The following is a 20,178-nucleotide window of genomic DNA, read 5'->3' as shown; positions in this document are numbered from 1 at the left end:
GACGCAAAAAAAGAGGGTAATGCTTATGCAACTAAACTTAACTGGTCGTCACGTAGAATTAACCGATTCACTAAGAGACTATATTAATACCAAATTTGCGAAGCTAGAAAGACACTCTGATCATATTAATAATGTTCATGTCATTCTCGATGTAGAAAAATTAAATCAAAAAGCAGAAGCCACCATACACGTAAGCGGTGCTGAGCTATTTGCCTCTACAGAACATCAAGATATGTATGCCGCCATTGACTCGTTGATCGACAAGCTCGATCGACAAGTAATTAAACACAAAGAGAAGCTTGCTCGACACTAATATGATGAAATTAAGCTCACTTATATGCCAGGACTGCAGCAAAGCTGCGGTCCTTTTTAATAGCAAAAAAAGAATTTTAGAGTTCATTAGCGAACTTGCTCACGACAAACTTCCGTATTTACCGCAACAAGATATTCTTAATGCTTTAATGAGCAGAGAGAAACTCGGTAGTACAGGTATAGGGCGTGGCATTGCCATTCCTCATGGAAGAATGAGCGGTGCAGAAGAGCCTTTGGCTTTAGTACTCGTTAGCGAAACTCCAATAAATTTTGATGCAATCGATAATCGCCCTGTTGATATTTTCGTCGCACTCATCGTACCAGATGGCGATAACCAGCAGCACTTAAAGACTCTAGCAACCATTGCTGATAAACTAAACAACAAAGATTTTTGTAAACAGTTACGCAGTGCAAAATCAGATACTGAGCTTTACCAAGTTATTGTCAATCAATCATAGTTTTATAAAGGGTGTTAAATGGAGTTAATTATCATAAGCGGCCGTTCTGGTTCTGGAAAGTCGGTTGCTTTACGCGTTGTAGAAGATTTAGGTTATTATTGCGTAGATAATATTCCAGTTAACTTGCTTCCTTCATTAGTTCGCAGTGTGTCTGATAGCTACGATAAAATTGCTGTTAGCATTGATGTGCGTAACATCCCTAAACAACAAGATGAATTTAACGATATTCTTGAATACTTGCCTGGCTTTGCAAAACCTACGTTATTTTATTTAGATAGCGACGATCAAACATTGATCAAACGTTTTTCTGAAACTCGTAGATTACACCCACTATCAATTGACTCGTTGCCTCTTGATTTAGCCATCAAAAAAGAAAAAGAATTACTTGATGTATTAATCACCCGCGCCGACTTTATGATAGACACGACTGATTTGAGTGTTCATCAACTTGCTGAATCTATTCGTGAAAAGATTTTAGGTAAAAAAGATAAGCAACTGATTGTCACGTTTGAATCGTTTGGTTTTAAATACGGTATACCAAAAGAAGCAGATTACGTATTTGATGCACGCTTTTTACCCAATCCACATTGGGAACCTGAATTAAAACCTTTAAATGGGTTAGATCAACCTGTTAAAGATTATTTGGCCAATCACAGCATAGTGCAAAAATTCACATGGCAAATTCAAACATTTGTACAAACATGGTTACCGCACTTAGAGCGAAATAACCGCAGTTATTTAACCATTGCTATTGGGTGTACAGGCGGACAACATCGCTCTGTATATTTAGCGCAAACTATTGGTGAAAGTTTTGCAATGACACATCCCAATGTGAAAATTCGCCATCGCGAACAAGAAAAATAATATAGCTGAATAATCACCTGTTCAGCTTAGGTAGAGTAAGTTATGCATTGTGAAGACACTTTTTTAATAAAAAACAAATTAGGATTGCACGCCAGAGCAGCCACCGTGCTTGCCCAATTGGCAGTGCAGTTTGATGCGACAATTACATTATTTCAAGATGACAAAGAAGCTGCAGGCGATAGCGTACTTGCACTAATGTTACTTGAAAGTAGCCAAGGCAAAGAAGTAAAAGTTGTATGTAAAGGCCCCGATTCTGAGCAAGCTTTACATGCTGTTGGAGAATTAATAGCACAACGTTTTAATGAACAAGAATAAACAGTTATAAAAATAATGCTCGCATTACTAATGCCCCAACTAAAACAGATATATAAAATAAATACGGTTAGTGACGCCAGTTAACTCACCTCTCCCCATAAAGTAATATAAAAATTTATAAAGGACGCCAATGCCTGAAGCTTTTGAACAAGATTACCCACTACAGCAACTAAAACAGGTGACTAAGTCACTCAATAGTGGTCAATTTGTTCAAGTTAGGCGCATGCTCGCAAAAACAGCTCCTTGTGATACCGCATTATTATTAGAATCATCACCACATAAAATTCGCCGACTCCTTTGGCAGTTGGTTGATCCTGATGTGCAAGGTGATGTTCTTGAAGAACTCTCAGAAGATGTTCGTTTAGGCATTATTGCCCAAATGGAACCTAAGCACATTGCAGCCGCAACAGAAGATATGGGCCACGATGACTTAGGTGAAGTATTACGTAGTCTGCCAGACACCGTCTATAAAGACGTTGTTAGCGCGATGGACATTCAAGACCGTGAACGTGCAACACAAGCACTTTCGTATCAAGAGCGTTCTGCTGGCGCGCTAATGAACACCGATACGGTGACCATTCGCCCTGACGTTACGCTTGATGTTGTACTTAGATATATTAGGCTACGTGGCGAGTTACCAGAAGGTACCGATGACTTGTACGTTGTTGATAAGCATAACTGCTTTATAGGCGCTTTATCGCTAAGTACATTATTAACTAACCCGCCAGAAAAAATTGTTCGCGATTTAATGGATGAAGATTGTGAATCAATTCCAATCTCAATGGATGAAAGTGAAGTCGCGCAATTATTTGAACGTCATAATTGGATATCGGCCCCCGTAGTTGATGATAACGATCAGCTCCTTGGTCGTGTCACTATCGATGACATCGTTGACGTAATCCGAGAAGATGCTGAGCATAGTTTATTGGGCTTAGCCGGCCTTGATGATGAAGAAGATACCTTTGCGCCAGTACTAAAAAGCTCTAAAAAACGCTCAGTTTGGTTAGGTGTCAACTTACTAACTGCACTTGCAGCTGCTTTTGTAGCTAGCTTTTTTGAAGGCACTTTAGATGTTTTACCTATTTTAGCTGTACTTAACGGTATTGTCCCTTCTATGGGCGGTGTTGCAGGTAGCCAATCATTAACGCTTGTTATTCGTGGTATTGCGGTAGGTCATATAAATCAAACAAACCAACGTTTCTTGATGATGAAAGAGCTTGCTATTGGCGCGTTAAACGGTGTTTTGTGGTCGTTGTTAATAGCAGGTGTTATTGCCCTATGGCAGTGGGACTTTATGCTTGGTGGCGTACTCGCCTTCGCTATGTTTATGAACTTAGTGGTGGCAGGTGTTGCTGGTGCGAGTATCCCTATTATTCTTAAAAGAATGAATATAGACCCAGCACTTGCAGGGAGTGTGGTGCTAACCACGGTGACAGATATTGTGGGTATATTCGCCTTTTTAGGTACTGCTACTTGGTTGCTGGTTTAAATTAGAAACCTTTGCAAATAACTAAAGTAAAAAACACTTAGGGTAAAGCTGCAACTATGACAACGGATACCAAAAATAAAAAAGACACACCTAACAAAACGCCAAAACAAAAAGGCCTATCAATATTAAAAAGTGTGTTGATATATGGTTTCATATTTTTCGTAATTTATAACGCTGTCAATTGGTGGCGACAACCTGTTATGCCAGCAAATCCTCAATTACAATTAATAGATTATAAAGGGCAAAACATTGATTTAGCAGCAATGAGCCAAGATAAACCAACACTTGTCTATTTTTGGGGAACTTGGTGCCCTATTTGTAGTATTACCTCCCCTGCCATAAACGAACTCGCAAACGAGAATAACTACCCTATCGTGAGCATCGCAGTAAAATCAGGTTCGGATCAAAAGCTACATGAGTATCTAAATGATCATGGCTACAGTTTTATCACTGTCAACGATCAACACGGTGAGATATTTGCCGATTGGCAAGGGCAAGTCACGCCATCTTATATAATCTTAAAAGATAATAAAATGACGCAAGGGCTAACAGGCATTCAGCCGTTATGGTCACTTAAATTACGTTTGTGGTTATCATCAACGTTTTAAGAAAAAACTAACTGCAAGTATATAGACACTAAATACGTGCTATCTCAAGAGGGGTTTCTAAAAGCTCGCTCTTTATCACCTACAATAATATAGATAATAAAGAGCAAGGTTTACTTAATTTACGCATGAAAAGGGCTTAAAAACCCTTGGCGTAATTAAACTAATCTACTAGTTATTAATAGATTGAATCACTAACGTGTACTTTGACGATTACCGCCTACTTTTGGTTTAGTGTTTGCCTTTTTAAATTGGCTAAAACCGGTATGTCGCGTTAGTGCCGGACGTCCGCCTTTACTGCCACCTTTACCTGCTTTTTCATCACGCCCTTCTTCAGGCACTAAACAGTTAGGCCCTTTACCAATTAAATTAGCTTTACCCAGTTTACGCAGTGCTTCACGTATCATCGGCCAACCTGCTGCATCATGGTAACGTAAAATAGCTTTATGTAATCTACGTTGGCGAGCACCTTTAGGTACTGGAACAACTTCTGTATTGTTTTTTATATTACGTAAAGAGTTCATTTCTGTGTGGTAAATAGTCGTCGCATTAGCCATCGGTGATGGGTAAAAATTTTGTACCTGATCAAGCTTAAAGTCGTTTGATTTAAGCCATAAAGCCATGTTTACCATGTCTTCATCTTTTGTCCCTGGGTGAGCAGATATAAAGTAAGGAATTAAATACTGCTTTTTACCGGCTTCTTTAGAATACTTATCAAATAATTCTTTAAATTGATCGTACGCCCCCATACCTGGTTTCATCATTTTTGATAATGGACCATCCTCTGTATGCTCTGGCGCTATTTTTAAGTAGCCACCTACATGATGCGTTACTAATTCTTTAACGTAACGCGGGTCGCGTACAGCTAAGTCGTAACGAACTCCAGAAGCAATCAATACCTTTTTGATACCCTTAACTTCACGTGCTTTTTTATATAAGTCTATTGTTGGCGTATGATCTGTATCCATATGCTTACAAATTTCAGGATACACACATGATAAACGTCTACAGGTACTTTCTGCCTTTTTGCTCGTACAACGCAGTTTATACATATTTGCAGTTGGACCACCTAAATCAGAAATAACACCAGTAAAACCGGGTACTTTATCTCTAATCTGTTCAATTTCTTCAATAATTGATTCTTGCGAACGGCTTTGAATAATACGCCCTTCATGCTCCGTAATTGAGCAAAACGAACACCCACCAAAACAACCGCGCATAATATTAACTGACGTTTTTATCATGTCGTAAGCAGGAATTTTAGAGTCGCCGTAACTTGGGTGAGGAATACGCTGATACGGTAAACCAAACACAGCATCCATCTCATGTGTTTCTAATGGGTATGCTGGCGGGTTTACCCAAATAGAACGATCGCCGTGTCGCTGAAACAGTGCTCTTGCACAACCAGGATTTGTTTCTTGATGTAGAATACGCGAAGCGTGGGCGTATAAAGGTTTGTTAACACTTACTTGCTCATAAGCAGGTAACTTAACGTAAGTTTTTTCCCATGGCTTAGGTCGCGCAGGCTGAACCATAATTGGTTTTGCAGCTTCTGCTTTTAAATCTATACCGGCTTGTTTAAATTCAGATTTACTACAGCCAACATCATCCGCGCCGTATGGATTTGGAATTGGGTCGATTTTACCAATTTTATCTATAGCCGTAGAGTCACTTCCACGCCAACCTGGTAAAGGTTCTCTTCTGATAACAGCCGTGCCGCGAATATCTTGAATAGTATCCATTGTTTCGCCTGCGGCAATACGGTGTGCAACTTCAACTAACGGACGCTCTGCGTTACCGTAAATTAAAATATCAGCTTTTGCATCAAACAAAATACTACGACGTACTTTTTCTTGCCAATAGTCGTAATGAGCTATACGACGAAGGCTGGCTTCAATACCGCCAATAACAATTGGGATACCTTTGTATGCTTCACGGCATTTTTGCGAGTAAATCATTACGGCGCGATCTGGACGTTTACCACCTACGTTATCTGGCGTGTAAGCATCATCGTGGCGCATACGCTTTTCAGCTGTATAGCGATTGATCATCGAATCCATGTTGCCAGCTGTTACACCAAAAAATAAATTCGGTCTGCCTAGTTCCATAAATGCATCTTTAGAGTCCCATGCTGGCTGGGCAATAATACCCACTCTAAAGCCTTGCGCTTCAAGTACACGGCCAATTACCGCCATACCAAAACTAGGATGATCGACGTACGCGTCGCCACTAATTATTATTATGTCGCAGCTATCCCAGCCAAGTGCATCCATTTCTTCACGTGTAGTTGGTAAAAATGGCGCGGTGCCATAACATTCAGCCCAGTATTTAGGGTATGAAAATAAGGCGCGCTTAGCTTTGAGTGTGCTCATAATTGTGGCCGTAGAATAACAAAAGGCGCGAATTATACCCTACTAAATTGTTTATATATACAAAGTAGTCAAAGCATATCGCGCCTTAAATTCTAAATCGTTCATTATCTTGAATAATAAAAATAGCCTTTGTTAAGCGTTTATTTATAAGTTCGATTTTTAAAATAAGTATGCATACATAAAACACTCCCCAAATCTTTAAGTAATTTTACTGATTCTATGCTTCACATCTTATTGGTTCATTTTACAAAACCAAGAAATGTAGAATCAAAACTTTCAACAAGTGTATTTATTTCATAGCTTCATTAAAAATATAGCTCTAACAGTATTCATGCAACTAAGTAACAATTAATAAATTATTTTTGGTTTATAATCTAATTCATACTATAGTCCATTAATAAAAGTTGTTGTATTTTAGCTCAAAAAACGAATAAAGGTGTGCTTATTAAGCTATTAAAAATATTAATTAAAGGCGTACTGTTATTACTATTAGTACTCGTACTGATAGGGCTGATACTCCCTCAAAGCTATAGTGTGAATAAAACAATTGAAATCAATGCAAATATAGAAGTAGTAAAGCCGCTTGTCACCGACTTTAGTCAATGGCAAAAATGGTCTCCGTGGGAAAAAGTAGACTCCAGCATACGCTTTACTTTGGGCGAACCCAGTTCTGGCTTAGGGGCTCATCAGTCTTGGAAAGGGAAATGGGGTTATGGTGAAATGATCATAACTTCGGTAAGCCAAAATAAGGTCAGCTTTAACATACTTTTAAATGCTGAACATATTATCAGAGGAACATTTAATTTTAGTGAGCAAAACGGTATTGTTACTTTAATATGTAATATTGAAGGGCAAACAACCACTCCTTTAATATCTGGCTACACCGCAATTTTGAGCGAGTATGTGCTGCGCAATACAGTGTCTCTGGGATTAAATAACCTTAAAACTGTTGCTCAGCTTAGTCATTCACAAAGGACAATGCACAGCCATGACAATCAAAACAGCACAGGCGAGAATTAATCTTGCCAACATCATCGAATCCTTACTTGGTTACCCTATAACAAAAGTAGGTAATAACGGTGTACTACCTACTAATGAGCAAAGTTACGATATTAAGGGCCAAATTAAGCCGCTTTATCATATTAACAGTGAAAACTCTGTTTTAGCTCGCGCTCAAAAACGCCAAGATTTATTACTTATCAAACAACAACAAAATATAGAGTCAATTTTAGCAATGGCTATGGGGTTTTGCCCTGATGTAGCAAGTAGTAAACAGCCCGATGTTGATTGGGTAGAGCATTTTATAGCGCTGTGTGAAGATACTTCTAATGAATCAATGCAAATTTTATGGGCAAAAATTTTAACAGGAGAAACACTTAACCCTGGTACGTTTTCAATTAAAAGCCTACAAACTTTAAAACATATGACACAGCGAGAAGCAGACTCTTTGCAAAAATGTGTGTCGCTCTCAGGCTATAACGAAAAAGACGACAGCCACTTTATATTACTCGGCTTTTACAAAAAACCGTCCTTGTTTGATTTGCTACGAAAAGGAAATAAAGTATCTTTAAATTTAGGAAAAACGGGTATTAGCTTTCCTGATATTTTAACGCTCATGGATCTTAATTTACTGTATAGAAAAGAAATTGAATCTGCAGTGCTTAAAGCGGGGCAAGAGCTTACCCTTTCATTTTTATCGCAAAAAGTAACGTTAAAAGCAAAGAGTAGTGATTTGGTATTAAGCTATTACAAATTTACTCAAACAGGTGATGAGCTATCTAAACTCATTACTTTTCCTGTCAATAAGGTCTATAAGCAGTTGATTAATAATGCGCTAGAGGGAGAGTTTGATTTAGCGTGGCACGCAATAAAATAATATGCCACGCTTTGTTTAATTAGAAAATACTAATTAAAAATGAACCTGAATACCCGCAAATGGGCCAGATGCATCAATATCAGTAGTAATATCATCTACATCATCAAGTTCTAATACCATAGAGCGGTAACCGGCTTTAACAGCAACATCTACTGCCAAGTTATCAATAAGTTCCCATGCTACGCCTACTTGGTAATCTTGTACTTTACTGTCGTCAATAGCCAAAAAGCTACCTTCAAAAAACACACTTAAACCAGTAAATGGTAAGCCAGCTTCGGCACGGCCGTATGCAAGAGGAACAAAACCAGAGAAGTCTTTTGTTTCTCTTTGAGGAAAATCATCATCCTCGTATTCTACTGTAATTTCACCGTCGAACTGCTTAACATTTAAACCTAAGTCAATTGAGATTAAATCGTTATCAAAAATTTCGTAGTAAAAGATATAATCAATATGCGTTAAATCACTTACAGTATCTACCGTAGTACCTATTGTATATTTAGAACCATTAAAGCTAAATGTATCTGTAAGCAGCGCTGAACCATTTAGCTCAAGCTCTGTATACTTTAATTTAATGTTTGGAACTAGTGGCACAGGGTGCTCAAGCGCCGCGTAGTAACTTACAAAAGTCTCATCTTCAAAATCAAAATCTTGTGATGCTTTGTCTTTATAAGAAAATTGGCCATCGTTATCTGACTTCCATCCATCAACACCTACGTATAAACCTAGTAGAGTGTCAGCTTGCGCCGCTGGTGCTAAACATGCCATTGAAAGGGCTGCTGCTAAACAATACTTTTTCATTTTTTATCCTTGAGCTAGTAGTTCGCTAAGTTCGATTAAAGCCGCATTGGCTCTAGAAATATAATTTGCCATAACTAAAGAGTGGTTAGCAACATAGCCAAAACCATTCCCGTTTAAAATAAGTGGGCTCCATACTGTTTCTTGAGTTGCCTCAAGTTCACGTATGATTTGTTGAACGCTTACACGTGCATTTTTCTTTTCAAGTACATCATTAAAGTCATACTCTATCGCTTGTAAAAAGTGTAGTAACGCCCAAGTAGCACCGCGCGACTCGTAAAACACGTCGTCGATTTCTAACCACGGCGTTCTTACTTGTTGCTGCAGTGGAGCAAGGGTTGCTTGTTTATTAGATGAATTACCTGCTAAATCGGTATTCACTTTTTCTTGGCCTACACTGGCGCTTAAACGCTGGCTTAAACTACCTAAACGTTTTTCAGCTTCTTTAAGCCAACTACGTAAGTTATCTGCTCGTGCATAAAATTGACTATCACGCTCATGCTCGTTAGCAATTTGTCCACGATATACCATTAAGTAGTCAATACCTTTTTGGTACTCACCTTCAGCACTTGGCCATGCCCATGCTTCAGAGCTTATATTAAACTGTGGCTGCGCCTTTTTAAGTGCTTCATGTTCCGTAGACTGTGATTGCGAACGGCTAAAATCTTTTCGCATAGAAAGCGATAAATCACGCACCATTTCTAGCGCGCCATATTCCCACGCCGGCATATCATCCATAATAATACTTGGTGGTATTACATCATTTGATAAGTAGCCACCGGGTTTATCTAGTAAGGTATTTGCTACTGTAATTAATGTAGAAGTAGTTACGTAACCCGTAACTATTTTTTCATTACGAAGCTGCGCTTGCTCTTTGGCGTTTGCAACAACATCAAAACGTGAAGGCTCAGTACTCCAATAAACAGCAATTGCGTAAAATATGATAAGCAGTAAAACAACTATTCCTGCTATTTTTCCTTTGTGTTGCGACATGTGTACTCCTAGTGATGAGCGTGTTGAGTAGATGGTTTTGACTGCGTAGCTTGCGCTTCAAGCGACACGACTTGAGCATTAGTGAACAAGCGATTACCGTCACTAAAATATAGCGTGAGTTTGCGTTCTTGCCCTACTTTTAATGGCTCTTGTGGTTCAAATACCATTAAATGATAACCGCCAGGTTGAAAACTGACACTTTCGTGCGCTTTAATTTCAACTGATTCAACTTGTTGCATTTTCATCATGCCGTCTACATGTGAATGCTCGTGTATTTCAACACGCCCTAAGCCATCAATAGTTGCCTTAGTTAAAGTTGCTGCGGCTCCACTGTGATTTATTAGCGTTAAATAACCTACAGTTGAAGTACTGCCAGGTAAAAACTCTCTAACTTGCGCGTTAGTTACTTCGAGCACAGCCACATCAGAACCATGATCGTGCCCTGAGTGCGCCGCCAACGATGACGAAAAAAAACTAAATATTAATGCAGAAGCCATCGAAAAACATAGTTTCGTCATCATTCTTATCCTTATGAGAACTTAAAATTACAGGCTAAATTTAACATAGTTAACCTATAATAGTCAGTCAAATTAAGGATTAAGAGGCTACTTTTTTGTTATCGGCAACAAGCCAACACAACACTGCAACAAATAGTAACGGCCATGCAATCATTATAGATCCGAATAAAAGCGCTAAAACAGTCCCTGCTAATGCCACTACACCCGCACCAACTAATCCCATAGTAATTAAAGCCACTACAGCAACTACAGCAACAATTGCGGCCAAAGCACCTACAAGCTCAAGCCCAGCCCAGCTAATATCAGCAATCCATAACGGCAACTGCCAAGAATCAATCTGCACAAACGTTATTAAATCAGTAAACAGTAATAAATAGATAATTACACATACTGCCAAAGCTTTCATAGTAATTCTCCTTATACCAACCGGCTTATATATGAGGTCTATTTAACGATAAGAAATTGCGCTATAACTAGGCAAAAATTTTTATATCTAGTTGTTCTAAATGAAAATTTTCAACAACGTTATAGAGTGATTTAATTCGTTAAATTGTTCAAATATTTATGCCTGTTGGTATTAATACTCTTTATTTTCAAGGCAGCAATGCGCTATAAAATAACCAAGTGCAATTGCAAACGGAAAACTCAAAAACAACAAAATAGTAACTACGCGTGTTGCCCATACCGGAAAGTCCAATCTACGAGCTAAACCACTACAAACACCCGATATTTTTTTATTTAGAGTATCTTTATACCAACCTCGTTGACGGTTAAAGCTGTTCATAGCAATCTCCTAAGCAGTGTGTTTTAAATTAGTATTTAAGTTCGCCTTTAAGCGAGCCAACTCAGCATCAATTTTTTCATTTTTAACTAACGACTCAATTTGGGCACTGGTAGAGCTTGCTGTATCAGTCAGCTCATAAGCCTCTACTTGAGCTTCAATACCTTCAACACGCTGCTCTATTTGTTCAAAACGAGACAACGCATGAGCTACTTTATCGCTTTGTAGTTGCGTACTGATTCGCCCTCTAGCAATGGCAACATTATGGCGTTGCATTAACTGAGCTTGCTTAGTTTTAGCCATAGCCATTTTTTGCTGCAAGCGCTCACAATCAGACTTAATTTTTCCAATAGACTCTTGCAATGTTTCTAGTTGAGTTTGCTTATTTTCAATGCTTTCGTTAACGCGCTGCTTTTCAAGTAAGGCAGACTTAGCAAGGTCATCACTGCCCTTCTCAACCGCACGTTCTGCTTTAATTTGCCAAGCTGCTAATTCTGTTTTTTTAGTATCAATTTGGCGATTAATTACTTTCTCTTCACACAATAAAGCGGCTGCTGTACTACGGGACTCATTCAATGCATCTTGCATCTCGGTAAGCATTAGGTTTAAAAGCTTTTCTGGATCTTCTGCTTTATCAAGCATGGCGACAATGTTTGATTGAATTACATCATTTACGCGGTTAAATATTCCCATGGTATTCTCCTGTTGATTTTTAATTAATTTCAACAAGGAGATTCCAAGAGTTGTGCCAAGTTCATAAAAACAAGAATAAAGCATTTAAAATCATTATATTAAATAAAAACCACTCTAAATTTTAGTGACTTTAAGCTGAACAGCATAGAGTGTAATTGGCCAATAAATTATGATTTTGACTAATTTTTAGGATCAAAAAAGCCACTCGAAAGTGGCTAAAATTTAGAATTTTTAAAGCTTAGCTTTATTCTGGTACAAAGCTTAATGCTTTATCCATTACCGATAAATCAGCTTGCTTACCGTGACCACTTTCAGAAAGATGGCGTCTAAAACCTCGCGCACCAGGCTGCCCCTGAAAAATACCGAGCATGTGACGTGCAATATGCCAAAAATTAGCACCCAAACGCATTTCTTCTTCAATGTAGCTGTACATTGAGCGCACTACGTCGTGGCGTGATTGCGTGTTTGCAGCATCACCATAAATTCTCTCATCAACGTCATTGAGCATAAATGGGTTACTGTAAGCTTCACGCCCAATCATTACACCATCAATATGTTGTAGATGTTCTAGGCTCTGCTCAATTGTTTTAACACCGCCATTTAGGCTTAAGTCTAGCTGCGGATAATCTTTTTTAAGTTGATAAACACGTGGGTAATCAAGCGGTGGGACTTCACGATTTTCTTTTGGGCTTAAACCATTAAGCCATGCTTTACGAGCATGAATAATAAAATCATCACACCCTACTTTATGAGACGCTTCAATAAGCGCACATAAAAACTCATACGAATCTTGCTCATCAATACCAATACGCGTTTTAACAGTTACAGGAATACTTACTTCGCTTTTCATTGCTGCAACACACTCAGCAACTAATTGAGGCTCAGCCATTAAGCATGCGCCAAATCGACCATTTTGAACTCTGTCTGACGGGCAACCTACATTTAAATTTATTTCGTCATAACCACGCTCACCTGCGAGCTTTGCACATTGCGCAAGCGCTTTAGGATCAGAGCCACCAAGTTGCAGTGCAACTGGGCCTTCGTGTTTATTAAAATGTAAGTAGTCGCCTCGACCAAATAAAATAGCCCCTGTGGTTATCATTTCAGTATAAAGCACAGTATGTTTAGTCATTTTGCGATGAAAAGTACGACAATGGCGATCAGTCCAATCAAGCATGGGGGCCACAGAAAAGCGTCTATCCAAAGTACATTTATTCAAAGCAAACCTCAGGGTATTAAAGTTATTAAGCACAGCTTAAAAGGCGCTGCATTTTACACAAAAGCCTGGCAGGCATCAATGTTAAGAGAATACCTGCAAGCCAAAATAATGGGCTATGCCATTTAAAATATTGGTAACCGCAACCGAGCTTAAAATAAGCCCCATAATTCTACTTATTATACTTGCACCACTATCACCAATTAATTTATGTACATGCGTTGCAAGCAGTAACAAAACCAGTACAACCGCTAATACAGCAAGCATCATTGAAGACGTTAGTAATTGCTCAACCCAGGTATATTCTTCATTACGAGTCATTAATACGGCGCCTAACATAGCGCCAGGGCTCGCGATAGACGGAATCGCAAGCGGAAAAATAGCGGTTTCAGTGCTGTCGCGTACACTTTTAATCTCGGCTTCAGGCTTACTTTCACCAAATATCATTGAAAGCGCAAAAATAAGTAATATGATACCGCCGGCTATTTGAAAAGCCGAAAGTGGAATTTCAATTGCGTTAAGTAATTGCTCACCTGCGAGTACAAAAAATAAGAGCACTAATGCAGATACGCCTACCGCTTTAAATATAACTTTACGTTTAAATTTCTCATCATCACCACGTGTGACTGCAATAAATACAGGTACAGTGCCAATGGGGTCAATAACCGCAAAAAAGAAAATAAATATAGCCAATAGTTCGTGCATTACTGGGTTTCCTAGGTAAAAAGCGCTTAATAAAAACGCTGCAACTACAACACAGTATGTTAGTATATCACGGTAGCATAAGGATAAGAGTAATGATGAATATAGAATCACTCGTAAGTAAAGCAAAACAAGTTTGTGACAACCGTGGTGCGCGTTTTACGCCTATCCGCGAGAAGGTATTTCGTCTATTAGCCAGTGCACAAGGTGGTGTTGGTGCATACGATTTGCTTGAGCAATTAAAAGTAACTGAAACAGGTGCTAAACCTGCAACTATTTATCGTGCATTAGACTTTTTAGCTGAACTAGGTTTTATTCATAAAATTGAAAGCACAAATGCATTTATGCTGTGCCATCATTTTGATCATATTCACCCGGTACAATTATTAATTTGCGATACATGTGGCTTTGTTAAAGAATTACACTCGAGTGTAATTTCGCATGAGCTTAATAATCTAGCTGCCGAAGGTGGCTTTGTCGTATCAGGGCAAACAATAGAAGCACATGGTAAATGTGAATCTTGTAGAGCATCATAATCCTTCAAAGTTATCCTTAGTGACTATACTCAAACTATATAGTCATTTCACAGAACAAATTTAAGAGTAGCCACTATGAATGTAGAATTCATCAATCCTTTTTTATCTTCTTTAATTAATGTTTTAAGCACTATGGCTCAAACTCAATTGAAGCCGGGTAAACCTCGCATTAAAACTGATGAGATAGCCTGTGGTGATGTATCAGGTTTGATTGGTATGGTTGGCCCGCAAACGCGTGGATCATTTTCAATTACATTTGATGAAGGATTAGCATTAACCATCATGGAGCGTATGCTTGGCGAACGCCCTGATACCATAGATGAAGAAGTTACCGATATGGTTGGCGAAATAACCAACATGGTAACTGGTGGTGCTAAAAATTTACTTGGCGAGAAAGGTTTCGACTTTGATATGGCAACGCCTATTGTGGTATCGGGTAAAGGTCATACAATTACTCATAAAAGCCAAGGTAAAAAAATCATCATGCCATTTAGCTGTGACGCAGGAAATGCAAACATCGAAGTTAGTTTCGATAAACTATGAGTTGGCAGCAAAAGCAAATTATATTAAAGCCTCGCCAGCGAGGTTTTCATATAATTGATGACGAAATATTATCTCAACTTCCTGAACTGGCGAGTTACAAAATAGGCTTGTTACATTTATTTGTTCAGCATACCTCAGCGAGCCTTACAATAAACGAAAATGCAGATCCCACTGTTCGTATGGACATGGAAAGCCATTTCAATAAATTCGTTCCTGAGCGTCAACCTTATTATCGCCACGATTATGAAGGTGACGACGACATGCCTGCACACATAAAAACCAGTACGTTAGGCTGCGAGCTAAGTATTCCTATTTCAAATGGTTATTTAGCGTTAGGTACATGGCAAGGCATTTATTTAGGTGAACATCGTGATTCTGGTGGCTCTAGACGAGTTATAGCAACTATTCAGGGGGAGCTATTTTAACAACAGCTTCAGGTTTCAAAGTATTAACTCTTCTGTACCTCACTCATATCTCATAACTTCAAAGTACGACACCTTTCTTGTAGGCGAAGCGATAGCTTCTAACAACCAAAACTTCAATGCTGAATATTGCACATAGAATAAAGTAGATAAGAGGGATTTTAAATTATAATTTTATTTATGATTTTTAATACAGAAAATTTTGAAAGGATATAAAAAGATTGGAGCGGTACACGAGGCTCGAACTCGTGACCTCGACCTTGGCAAGGTCGCGCTCTACCAACTGAGCTAGTACCGCATTTTTATTTCTGTAGTTATTTACGTTGGTGCGCGACATGTCGCGTTCAACATTCTAGCAACTGAGCTAGTACCGCATTATATTTTCATTCAACACTACAATTTCTTTTGGTTAGAAATTGGAGCGGTACACGAGGCTCGAACTCGTGACCTCGACCTTGGCAAGGTCGCGCTCTACCAACTGAGCTAGTACCGCATTTTTCAGTTATTTTATTGATGCGCAATAAATTGCGTTCAACATCCTAGCAACTGAGCTAGCTTTTATTCACTTCAATTTCTTTTGGTTGGAAATTGGAGCGGTACACGAGGCTCGAACTCGTGACCTCGACCTTGGCAAGGTCGCGCTCTACCAACTGAGCTAGTACCGCATTTTTTATTTCTTCAGTTATTTTACGTTGGTGCGCGACAGGTCGCGTTCAACATTCTAGCAACTGAGCTAGTACCGCATTTTCACTTCTTCAGTTATTTTACGCTTAAGCGCGACAGGTCGCGTTCAACATTCTAGCAACTGAGCTAGTACCGCATTTATTGATGGTAATTCAATCACTCAAACACACTAACCCCGCGTGGGTTATCGTCTTGAGCGGGGCAGGATTCTACAATAATACAGTCTGTTTGCAAGTGTTTTTTACAAATTAAAGAAATTTTCTCTATAGACTTTTAATTCCATAATCGAATCTTTAATGTCATCCAAAGCAAGGTGTGAGCCTTTTTTGTTCACTTTTGCAAGCACTTCTGGTTTCCAGCGACGTGCTAATTCTTTAATAGTACTCACATCAAGATTTCTGTAATGAAAGAAGTCTTCAAGCTCGCGCATATATTTATTCATAAAGCGGCGGTCTTGACCAATTGAATTACCACACATTGGCGAAGTGCCTGCTGGTACCCACTGCTTTAAAAACGCTAAAGTTTGCTCTACAGCATAGGCCTCATCAAAGGTACTTGCTTTGCAGCGTGCTGTTAAACCCGACTTACCATGTTGAGTAGTACACCACTCGTCCATGCCATTTAGTAATTCATCACTTTGATGAATAGCTATAGTTGGCCCTTCGGCTAATATATTCAGGTCTGCGTCAGTGACAACCGTCGCAATTTCGAGTATTTTATCGGTCTCTGGTTCGAGCCCTGTCATTTCAAGATCGAGCCAAATTAAATTTGATTTATTAATAGTCATAATTACCTAAGCGGTGCTTTCCTTTAGATCCAACGCATTTCGATATATCATATTAGCATCAACCGTCGAGCTAAAGCTTTTTTTAGGAAAAGCGACATTTAACTAAGGTTATAGGCCTCCAGTGGCAAAACAAAAAAAATTAAGTAAAGGCCAATCGCGTCAGATCAAGGCCAATCACCAAAAGCGCATTAATAGCGCAGACTCAAGACCGGCTAAAAAAGGGGCGCAAGAATGGCAAACCGATAACTTAGGTCAGGTCGAGAGCGCAATTGTGATCAGTCGTTTTGGCCAACACGCCGATGTCGAAACTGAAAATGGCGATGTACTTCGCTGTAATATACGCCGTACTGTGTCTAATTTAGTATGTGGTGATGAAGTATTATTTCGCCGTGCCAAAGTAAGTGAAGGTGATTTAGCCGGTGTAATTGAAGCCACGCAAGAGCGTCGCTCGCAACTTACCCGCCCTGATTTTTACGACGGTGTTAAAGTTATTGCAGCCAACATTGATCAAATACTCATGGTATCGGCGGTATTACCCGAATTTACACCCAGTATTATCGACCGTTATTTAATAGCCTGTGAAGATATGGGCATTGAGCCAATTTTAGTGCTCAATAAAACCGATTTAATTGACGAAGCAGGCCTTAACGAAATACAAAAAGTTCTCGATATCTATCGTAAACTTGATTACCAAGTACTCCTTGTTAGTAATATATCAGGCGATGGTATTAATAAATTAAAAGAAGTACTTGTTGATAAAAATAATATTTTTGTTGGCCAAAGTGGTGTGGGTAAATCAACCCTCGTTAATACTGTATTGCCTAACGCTGAAATATTAACTAAAGAAGTATCTGAAAACAGCGGCTTAGGCCAGCACACAACAACTGTTTCACGCCTTCACCATTTACCAAGTGGCGGTAACCTAATCGACTCGCCAGGTATTCGTGAGTTTGGTTTGTGGCATTTAGATGTTGAGCGTGTAACGTGGTGTTTTAAAGAATTTAGAGAATTTATAGGCGGATGCCGCTTTAGAGACTGTAAACATTTAAACGACCCGGGTTGCATCGTTAAAGAAGCAGTAGCCGATGGAAGAATTTCTCAATTGCGCTTTGACAGCTACCACCGAATTTTAGAAACAATGGCCGATGGCCGTGCAGGCGCCCGTGCGCCTCGCGTATAATTTAGGAAAAATACTGTGAGTTTAGACAAATTTAAAATCGCAATGCAGTACGCAATGCCAAAACATTTTATTTCACGCGTAGTCGGAAAATTAGCTGCTGCAAAAGCGGGTGCTTTAACAACTACTTTAATTAAACTATTTATTAAGCAATATAAAGTAGATATGAGCGAAGCCCAATACCCAGATCCGGCTCATTATAAAAGCTTTAATGAATTTTTTACTCGCCCTTTAAAAGACGGCATGCGCCCAATGGTAGAAGATAGCAATATCATCATTCATCCAGTGGATGGCGCAATCAGCCAGCTAGGCGATATTGTTGACGGACAGCTAATACAAGCTAAAGGCCACGATTACAGCTTACAAGCGCTACTAGGCGGCTCACAAGATGATACAACACCATTTTTAGGCGGTAAGTTTGCCACTATTTATTTAGCACCTAAAGATTACCACCGTATTCATATGCCAGTTGATGGCACACTAAGCAAAATGATTTACGTGCCAGGTGATTTATTTTCAGTAAACCCGCTTACAGCGCAAAATGTGCCTAACTTGTTTGCACGTAACGAACGGGTAGTCGCAATTTTTGAAACTGAAATTGGTCCGCTTGCAATGGTACTTGTTGGCGCAACAATTGTAGCCAGCATAGAAACTATTTGGGCAGGTACTGTCACGCCACCAGCAGGTAGCGATGTATTTAGTTGGAAATACCCAACCACTGGCGATAACGCTATCACGCTTAAAAAGGGTGAAGAGATGGGTCGCTTCAAATTAGGCTCTACTGTGGTACTAGCATGGGGTGCTGATAAAGCTGAAATACTGGACGATCAACTACCAGAAGTAGTTACTCGCTTAGGTACTGCGTTTGCAAAAATTAACGACTAAAATAAATCGTTAATTAGAAATTAAAAAAACCGCGTTTAATTAACGCGGTTTTTTATTTTTGAAGGCGTAAAGCCTGCTCACGCGAAAAGGGCCGCTTTTAATATTTATAACTGATACTTTATTTACTTATTGGCTTCTCTAAAGCGCAGCACCCTCTTAACCTCTTTGTGAATAAATCACTTAAGATCTTATTGCACAAAGAGAAGCAAAAGAGATGTAAATGAGAAGACACCAAAGCATAGAAATTACGATCTTTGCTCGTCACGCCAGCAAGCTGTGCGTATACAAGTTTGGTGCAGAAGTTTGATATGTTGTAGGCGTGAAGCTTGCTCACGCGAAAAGCGCAGCTTTTAATTCTTTAACGCCACATGTAATAACAGGCACAAGCCCCTCAAAAACCTATTTACCACACTCTTTACACTCTGAATCTTTAATCACTTTAAAGTGCTGCTGCTTTAAAGTAAGCGCATCAAACGTTATAAATACACATCCCTCTGCATGCCCCATTAATAAGTTGAGCGTAAGTTGCGCCTGCATAGAGCCAATTACACCCAGTAGCGGGCTAATCACTCCTGCGTTACTGCAATTGATAACTGGTGTAGCTTCGCTTTGTGGAAAAACACAGCCATAACATGGGCTATCACTTTGCCTAAAATCAAAGCCCATTAACTGCCCTTTAGTTGCCAATGCAGCACCCGAAATTAACGGTGTTTTATTAGCAATACAATAACGATTAACGCAATAGCGAGTGCTAAAGTTATCAGAGCAATCAAGTACGATGTCAGCACCTTTTAGCATGTTAACTGCATTACTCTCATCTAACTTTTGGCAATGCGTTACTATGTCTATTTGATTATTCAGGCTCGCTAATACTTTACCTGCTGCAGCGACCTTGTTTTGCCCTAAGTGATTTATTTTATAAAGCACTTGGCGCTGTAAATTTGAAAGCTCAACCTCATCATCGTCAATTAAAATAAGCGTTCCAATGCCCGCCGCAGCTAAATACAAAAGTGCTGGGCTACCTAAACCACCAGCCCCCACTACTGCAACCGTTGAGGATTTAAGTGCTAACTGCCCTTCAAGCCCAACTTCTTCAAGCAACAAATGGCGGCTATAACGAAGGGTTTCTTTTTCGCTTAGCTCATTCACGTTTAC

24 protein-coding genes and 3 tRNA genes are annotated in these 20,178 nt (G+C 39.2%); 13 read left to right on the top strand and 14 right to left on the bottom strand.

Annotation, left to right across the window (positions count from 1 at the left end):
* Positions 1-25 precede the first annotated feature (25 nt).
* From hpf to I6F42_RS08355, 6 genes are all read left to right on the top strand, one after another.
* On the top strand, positions 26-313 hold the full coding sequence (gene hpf / locus I6F42_RS08380; RefSeq protein ID WP_007580301.1) for a ribosome hibernation promoting factor: 288 nt from the start codon (positions 26-28) through the stop codon (positions 311-313).
* A gap of 4 nt (positions 314-317) precedes the next feature.
* On the top strand, positions 318-770 hold the full coding sequence (gene ptsN, locus I6F42_RS08375; RefSeq protein WP_024590190.1) for a PTS IIA-like nitrogen regulatory protein PtsN: 453 nt from the start codon (positions 318-320) through the stop codon (positions 768-770).
* An 18-nt stretch (positions 771-788) separates the two neighbouring features.
* On the top strand, positions 789-1,634 hold the full coding sequence (gene rapZ / locus I6F42_RS08370; protein ID WP_010554269.1) for an RNase adapter RapZ: 846 nt from the start codon (positions 789-791) through the stop codon (positions 1,632-1,634).
* Positions 1,635-1,676: 42 nt separating this feature from the next.
* Entirely contained in the window at positions 1,677-1,949 is a 273-nt protein-coding gene (locus I6F42_RS08365) for an HPr family phosphocarrier protein (RefSeq protein WP_002957937.1), read from the top strand.
* 130 nt (positions 1,950-2,079) lie between these two features.
* The gene (gene mgtE / locus I6F42_RS08360; protein ID WP_010554268.1) at positions 2,080-3,438 is read left to right on the top strand and encodes a magnesium transporter; all 1,359 of its coding nucleotides are present in this window, start codon (positions 2,080-2,082) and stop codon (positions 3,436-3,438) included.
* Positions 3,439-3,494: 56 nt separating this feature from the next.
* Entirely contained in the window at positions 3,495-4,046 is a 552-nt protein-coding gene (locus tag I6F42_RS08355) for a protein disulfide oxidoreductase (protein WP_010554267.1), read from the top strand.
* Positions 4,047-4,237: 191 nt separating this feature from the next.
* Here I6F42_RS08355 and I6F42_RS08350 read toward each other — a convergent pair whose 3' ends face one another.
* On the bottom strand, positions 4,238-6,415 hold the full coding sequence (locus I6F42_RS08350) for a YgiQ family radical SAM protein (RefSeq protein ID WP_010554266.1): 2,178 nt from the start codon (positions 6,413-6,415) through the stop codon (positions 4,238-4,240).
* A 438-nt stretch (positions 6,416-6,853) separates the two neighbouring features.
* Between I6F42_RS08350 and I6F42_RS08345 the strand changes: the two genes are divergently transcribed.
* Both I6F42_RS08345 and I6F42_RS08340 read left to right on the top strand, forming a co-directional pair.
* Positions 6,854-7,435 carry an SRPBCC family protein gene (locus I6F42_RS08345; RefSeq protein WP_010554265.1) on the top strand — a complete coding sequence of 194 codons (582 nt, stop codon included), beginning with the start codon at positions 6,854-6,856 and terminating at the stop codon, positions 7,433-7,435.
* A complete protein-coding gene (locus I6F42_RS08340) occupies positions 7,404-8,291 on the top strand; it encodes a TIGR03899 family protein (RefSeq protein WP_010554264.1) in 888 nt (295 codons plus the stop codon). Before I6F42_RS08345 ends, I6F42_RS08340 begins: the two co-directional genes overlap by 32 nt.
* Positions 8,292-8,324: 33 nt before the next feature.
* Here the strand turns inward: I6F42_RS08340 and I6F42_RS08335 are convergent, their stop codons facing one another.
* From I6F42_RS08335 to I6F42_RS08300, 8 genes are all read right to left on the bottom strand, one after another.
* Positions 8,325-9,089 carry a TIGR04219 family outer membrane beta-barrel protein gene (locus I6F42_RS08335; protein WP_010554263.1) on the bottom strand — a complete coding sequence of 255 codons (765 nt, stop codon included), beginning with the start codon at positions 9,087-9,089 and terminating at the stop codon, positions 8,325-8,327.
* 3 nt (positions 9,090-9,092) lie between these two features.
* Positions 9,093-10,079 (bottom strand): DUF2333 family protein, encoded by a 987-nt coding sequence (locus I6F42_RS08330; protein ID WP_010554262.1) that lies wholly within the window; start codon positions 10,077-10,079, stop codon positions 9,093-9,095.
* 8 nt (positions 10,080-10,087) lie between these two features.
* A complete protein-coding gene (locus I6F42_RS08325; protein WP_010554261.1) occupies positions 10,088-10,597 on the bottom strand; it encodes a copper chaperone PCu(A)C in 510 nt (169 codons plus the stop codon).
* Between the two features lie 79 nt (positions 10,598-10,676).
* Positions 10,677-11,003 (bottom strand): hypothetical protein, encoded by a 327-nt coding sequence (locus tag I6F42_RS08320; RefSeq protein ID WP_010554260.1) that lies wholly within the window; start codon positions 11,001-11,003, stop codon positions 10,677-10,679.
* Positions 11,004-11,174: 171 nt separating this feature from the next.
* On the bottom strand, positions 11,175-11,381 hold the full coding sequence (locus I6F42_RS08315) for a PspC domain-containing protein (protein ID WP_010554259.1): 207 nt from the start codon (positions 11,379-11,381) through the stop codon (positions 11,175-11,177).
* 9 nt (positions 11,382-11,390) lie between these two features.
* A complete protein-coding gene (locus I6F42_RS08310) occupies positions 11,391-12,071 on the bottom strand; it encodes a PspA/IM30 family protein (protein ID WP_010554258.1) in 681 nt (226 codons plus the stop codon).
* Between the two features lie 244 nt (positions 12,072-12,315).
* Entirely contained in the window at positions 12,316-13,248 is a 933-nt protein-coding gene (dusA, locus tag I6F42_RS08305; protein WP_231616331.1) for a tRNA dihydrouridine(20/20a) synthase DusA, read from the bottom strand.
* A 123-nt stretch (positions 13,249-13,371) separates the two neighbouring features.
* Positions 13,372-13,992, bottom strand: a complete 621-nt coding sequence (locus tag I6F42_RS08300; RefSeq protein ID WP_024589771.1) for a MarC family protein — start codon at positions 13,990-13,992, stop codon at positions 13,372-13,374.
* Positions 13,993-14,087: 95 nt separating this feature from the next.
* Between I6F42_RS08300 and I6F42_RS08295 the strand changes: the two genes are divergently transcribed.
* The 3 genes from I6F42_RS08295 (at position 14,088) to I6F42_RS08285 (ending at position 15,493) form a co-directional block, all read left to right on the top strand.
* Positions 14,088-14,525: a transcriptional repressor gene (locus tag I6F42_RS08295; RefSeq protein ID WP_007580267.1), complete on the top strand. Its 438-nt coding sequence runs from the start codon at positions 14,088-14,090 to the stop codon at positions 14,523-14,525.
* A 75-nt stretch (positions 14,526-14,600) separates the two neighbouring features.
* The gene (locus tag I6F42_RS08290; RefSeq protein ID WP_007580265.1) at positions 14,601-15,068 is read left to right on the top strand and encodes a chemotaxis protein CheX; all 468 of its coding nucleotides are present in this window, start codon (positions 14,601-14,603) and stop codon (positions 15,066-15,068) included.
* The gene (locus tag I6F42_RS08285) at positions 15,065-15,493 is read left to right on the top strand and encodes a secondary thiamine-phosphate synthase enzyme YjbQ (RefSeq protein WP_197151784.1); all 429 of its coding nucleotides are present in this window, start codon (positions 15,065-15,067) and stop codon (positions 15,491-15,493) included. The genes I6F42_RS08290 and I6F42_RS08285 overlap by 4 nt, the downstream gene beginning before the upstream one ends.
* 219 nt (positions 15,494-15,712) lie before the next feature.
* On the opposite strand, the gene I6F42_RS08280 is transcribed toward I6F42_RS08285, so the two are convergent.
* From I6F42_RS08280 to orn, 4 genes are all read right to left on the bottom strand, one after another.
* Positions 15,713-15,788 (bottom strand) — tRNA-Gly (locus I6F42_RS08280).
* A 119-nt stretch (positions 15,789-15,907) separates the two neighbouring features.
* A tRNA-Gly gene (locus I6F42_RS08275) sits at positions 15,908-15,983 on the bottom strand.
* Positions 15,984-16,079: 96 nt separating this feature from the next.
* Positions 16,080-16,155: transfer RNA gene (locus I6F42_RS08270), tRNA-Gly, on the bottom strand.
* 260 nt (positions 16,156-16,415) lie between these two features.
* Positions 16,416-16,961, bottom strand: coding sequence for an oligoribonuclease (gene orn / locus I6F42_RS08265; RefSeq protein ID WP_007585019.1), 546 nt, complete (start codon positions 16,959-16,961; stop codon positions 16,416-16,418).
* Between the two features lie 121 nt (positions 16,962-17,082).
* Between orn and rsgA the strand changes: the two genes are divergently transcribed.
* Entirely contained in the window at positions 17,083-18,141 is a 1,059-nt protein-coding gene (gene rsgA, locus I6F42_RS08260; protein ID WP_024589774.1) for a small ribosomal subunit biogenesis GTPase RsgA, read from the top strand.
* 15 nt (positions 18,142-18,156) lie between these two features.
* Positions 18,157-19,023: an archaetidylserine decarboxylase gene (asd, locus tag I6F42_RS08255; RefSeq protein ID WP_024608018.1), complete on the top strand. Its 867-nt coding sequence runs from the start codon at positions 18,157-18,159 to the stop codon at positions 19,021-19,023.
* Between the two features lie 399 nt (positions 19,024-19,422).
* Here asd and I6F42_RS08250 read toward each other — a convergent pair whose 3' ends face one another.
* Positions 19,423-20,172: a HesA/MoeB/ThiF family protein gene (locus I6F42_RS08250; RefSeq protein ID WP_197151783.1), complete on the bottom strand. Its 750-nt coding sequence runs from the start codon at positions 20,170-20,172 to the stop codon at positions 19,423-19,425.
* Positions 20,173-20,178 lie beyond the last annotated feature (6 nt).

Origin of the sequence: Pseudoalteromonas sp. SWYJZ12, assembly GCF_015864395.1 — a bacterium.
Classification (GTDB): domain Bacteria; phylum Pseudomonadota; class Gammaproteobacteria; order Enterobacterales; family Alteromonadaceae; genus Pseudoalteromonas; species Pseudoalteromonas arctica.
Note: the sequence above shows the minus strand (reverse complement) of the source record. Positions and strands in the feature narration are given on the sequence as shown.

Bases quoted from the DNA above. Each gene is read 5' to 3' on its own strand.
- hpf (WP_007580301.1), top strand. From the start codon at position 26: ATGCAACTAAACTTAACTGGTCGTCACGTAGAATTAACCGATTCACTA.
- ptsN (WP_024590190.1), top strand. From the start codon at position 318: ATGAAATTAAGCTCACTTATATGCCAGGACTGCAGCAAAGCTGCGGTC.
- rapZ (WP_010554269.1), top strand. From the start codon at position 789: ATGGAGTTAATTATCATAAGCGGCCGTTCTGGTTCTGGAAAGTCGGTT.
- I6F42_RS08365 (WP_002957937.1), top strand. From the start codon at position 1,677: ATGCATTGTGAAGACACTTTTTTAATAAAAAACAAATTAGGATTGCAC.
- mgtE (WP_010554268.1), top strand. From the start codon at position 2,080: ATGCCTGAAGCTTTTGAACAAGATTACCCACTACAGCAACTAAAACAG.
- I6F42_RS08355 (WP_010554267.1), top strand. From the start codon at position 3,495: ATGACAACGGATACCAAAAATAAAAAAGACACACCTAACAAAACGCCA.
- I6F42_RS08350 (WP_010554266.1), bottom strand. From the start codon at position 6,415: ATGAGCACACTCAAAGCTAAGCGCGCCTTATTTTCATACCCTAAATAC.
- I6F42_RS08340 (WP_010554264.1), top strand. From the start codon at position 7,404: ATGACAATCAAAACAGCACAGGCGAGAATTAATCTTGCCAACATCATC.
- I6F42_RS08335 (WP_010554263.1), bottom strand. From the start codon at position 9,089: ATGAAAAAGTATTGTTTAGCAGCAGCCCTTTCAATGGCATGTTTAGCA.
- I6F42_RS08330 (WP_010554262.1), bottom strand. From the start codon at position 10,079: ATGTCGCAACACAAAGGAAAAATAGCAGGAATAGTTGTTTTACTGCTT.
- I6F42_RS08325 (WP_010554261.1), bottom strand. From the start codon at position 10,597: ATGACGAAACTATGTTTTTCGATGGCTTCTGCATTAATATTTAGTTTT.
- I6F42_RS08320 (WP_010554260.1), bottom strand. From the start codon at position 11,003: ATGAAAGCTTTGGCAGTATGTGTAATTATCTATTTATTACTGTTTACT.
- I6F42_RS08315 (WP_010554259.1), bottom strand. From the start codon at position 11,381: ATGAACAGCTTTAACCGTCAACGAGGTTGGTATAAAGATACTCTAAAT.
- I6F42_RS08310 (WP_010554258.1), bottom strand. From the start codon at position 12,071: ATGGGAATATTTAACCGCGTAAATGATGTAATTCAATCAAACATTGTC.
- dusA (WP_231616331.1), bottom strand. From the start codon at position 13,248: ATGCTTGATTGGACTGATCGCCATTGTCGTACTTTTCATCGCAAAATG.
- I6F42_RS08300 (WP_024589771.1), bottom strand. From the start codon at position 13,992: ATGCACGAACTATTGGCTATATTTATTTTCTTTTTTGCGGTTATTGAC.
- I6F42_RS08295 (WP_007580267.1), top strand. From the start codon at position 14,088: ATGAATATAGAATCACTCGTAAGTAAAGCAAAACAAGTTTGTGACAAC.
- I6F42_RS08290 (WP_007580265.1), top strand. From the start codon at position 14,601: ATGAATGTAGAATTCATCAATCCTTTTTTATCTTCTTTAATTAATGTT.
- I6F42_RS08285 (WP_197151784.1), top strand. From the start codon at position 15,065: ATGAGTTGGCAGCAAAAGCAAATTATATTAAAGCCTCGCCAGCGAGGT.
- orn (WP_007585019.1), bottom strand. From the start codon at position 16,961: ATGACTATTAATAAATCAAATTTAATTTGGCTCGATCTTGAAATGACA.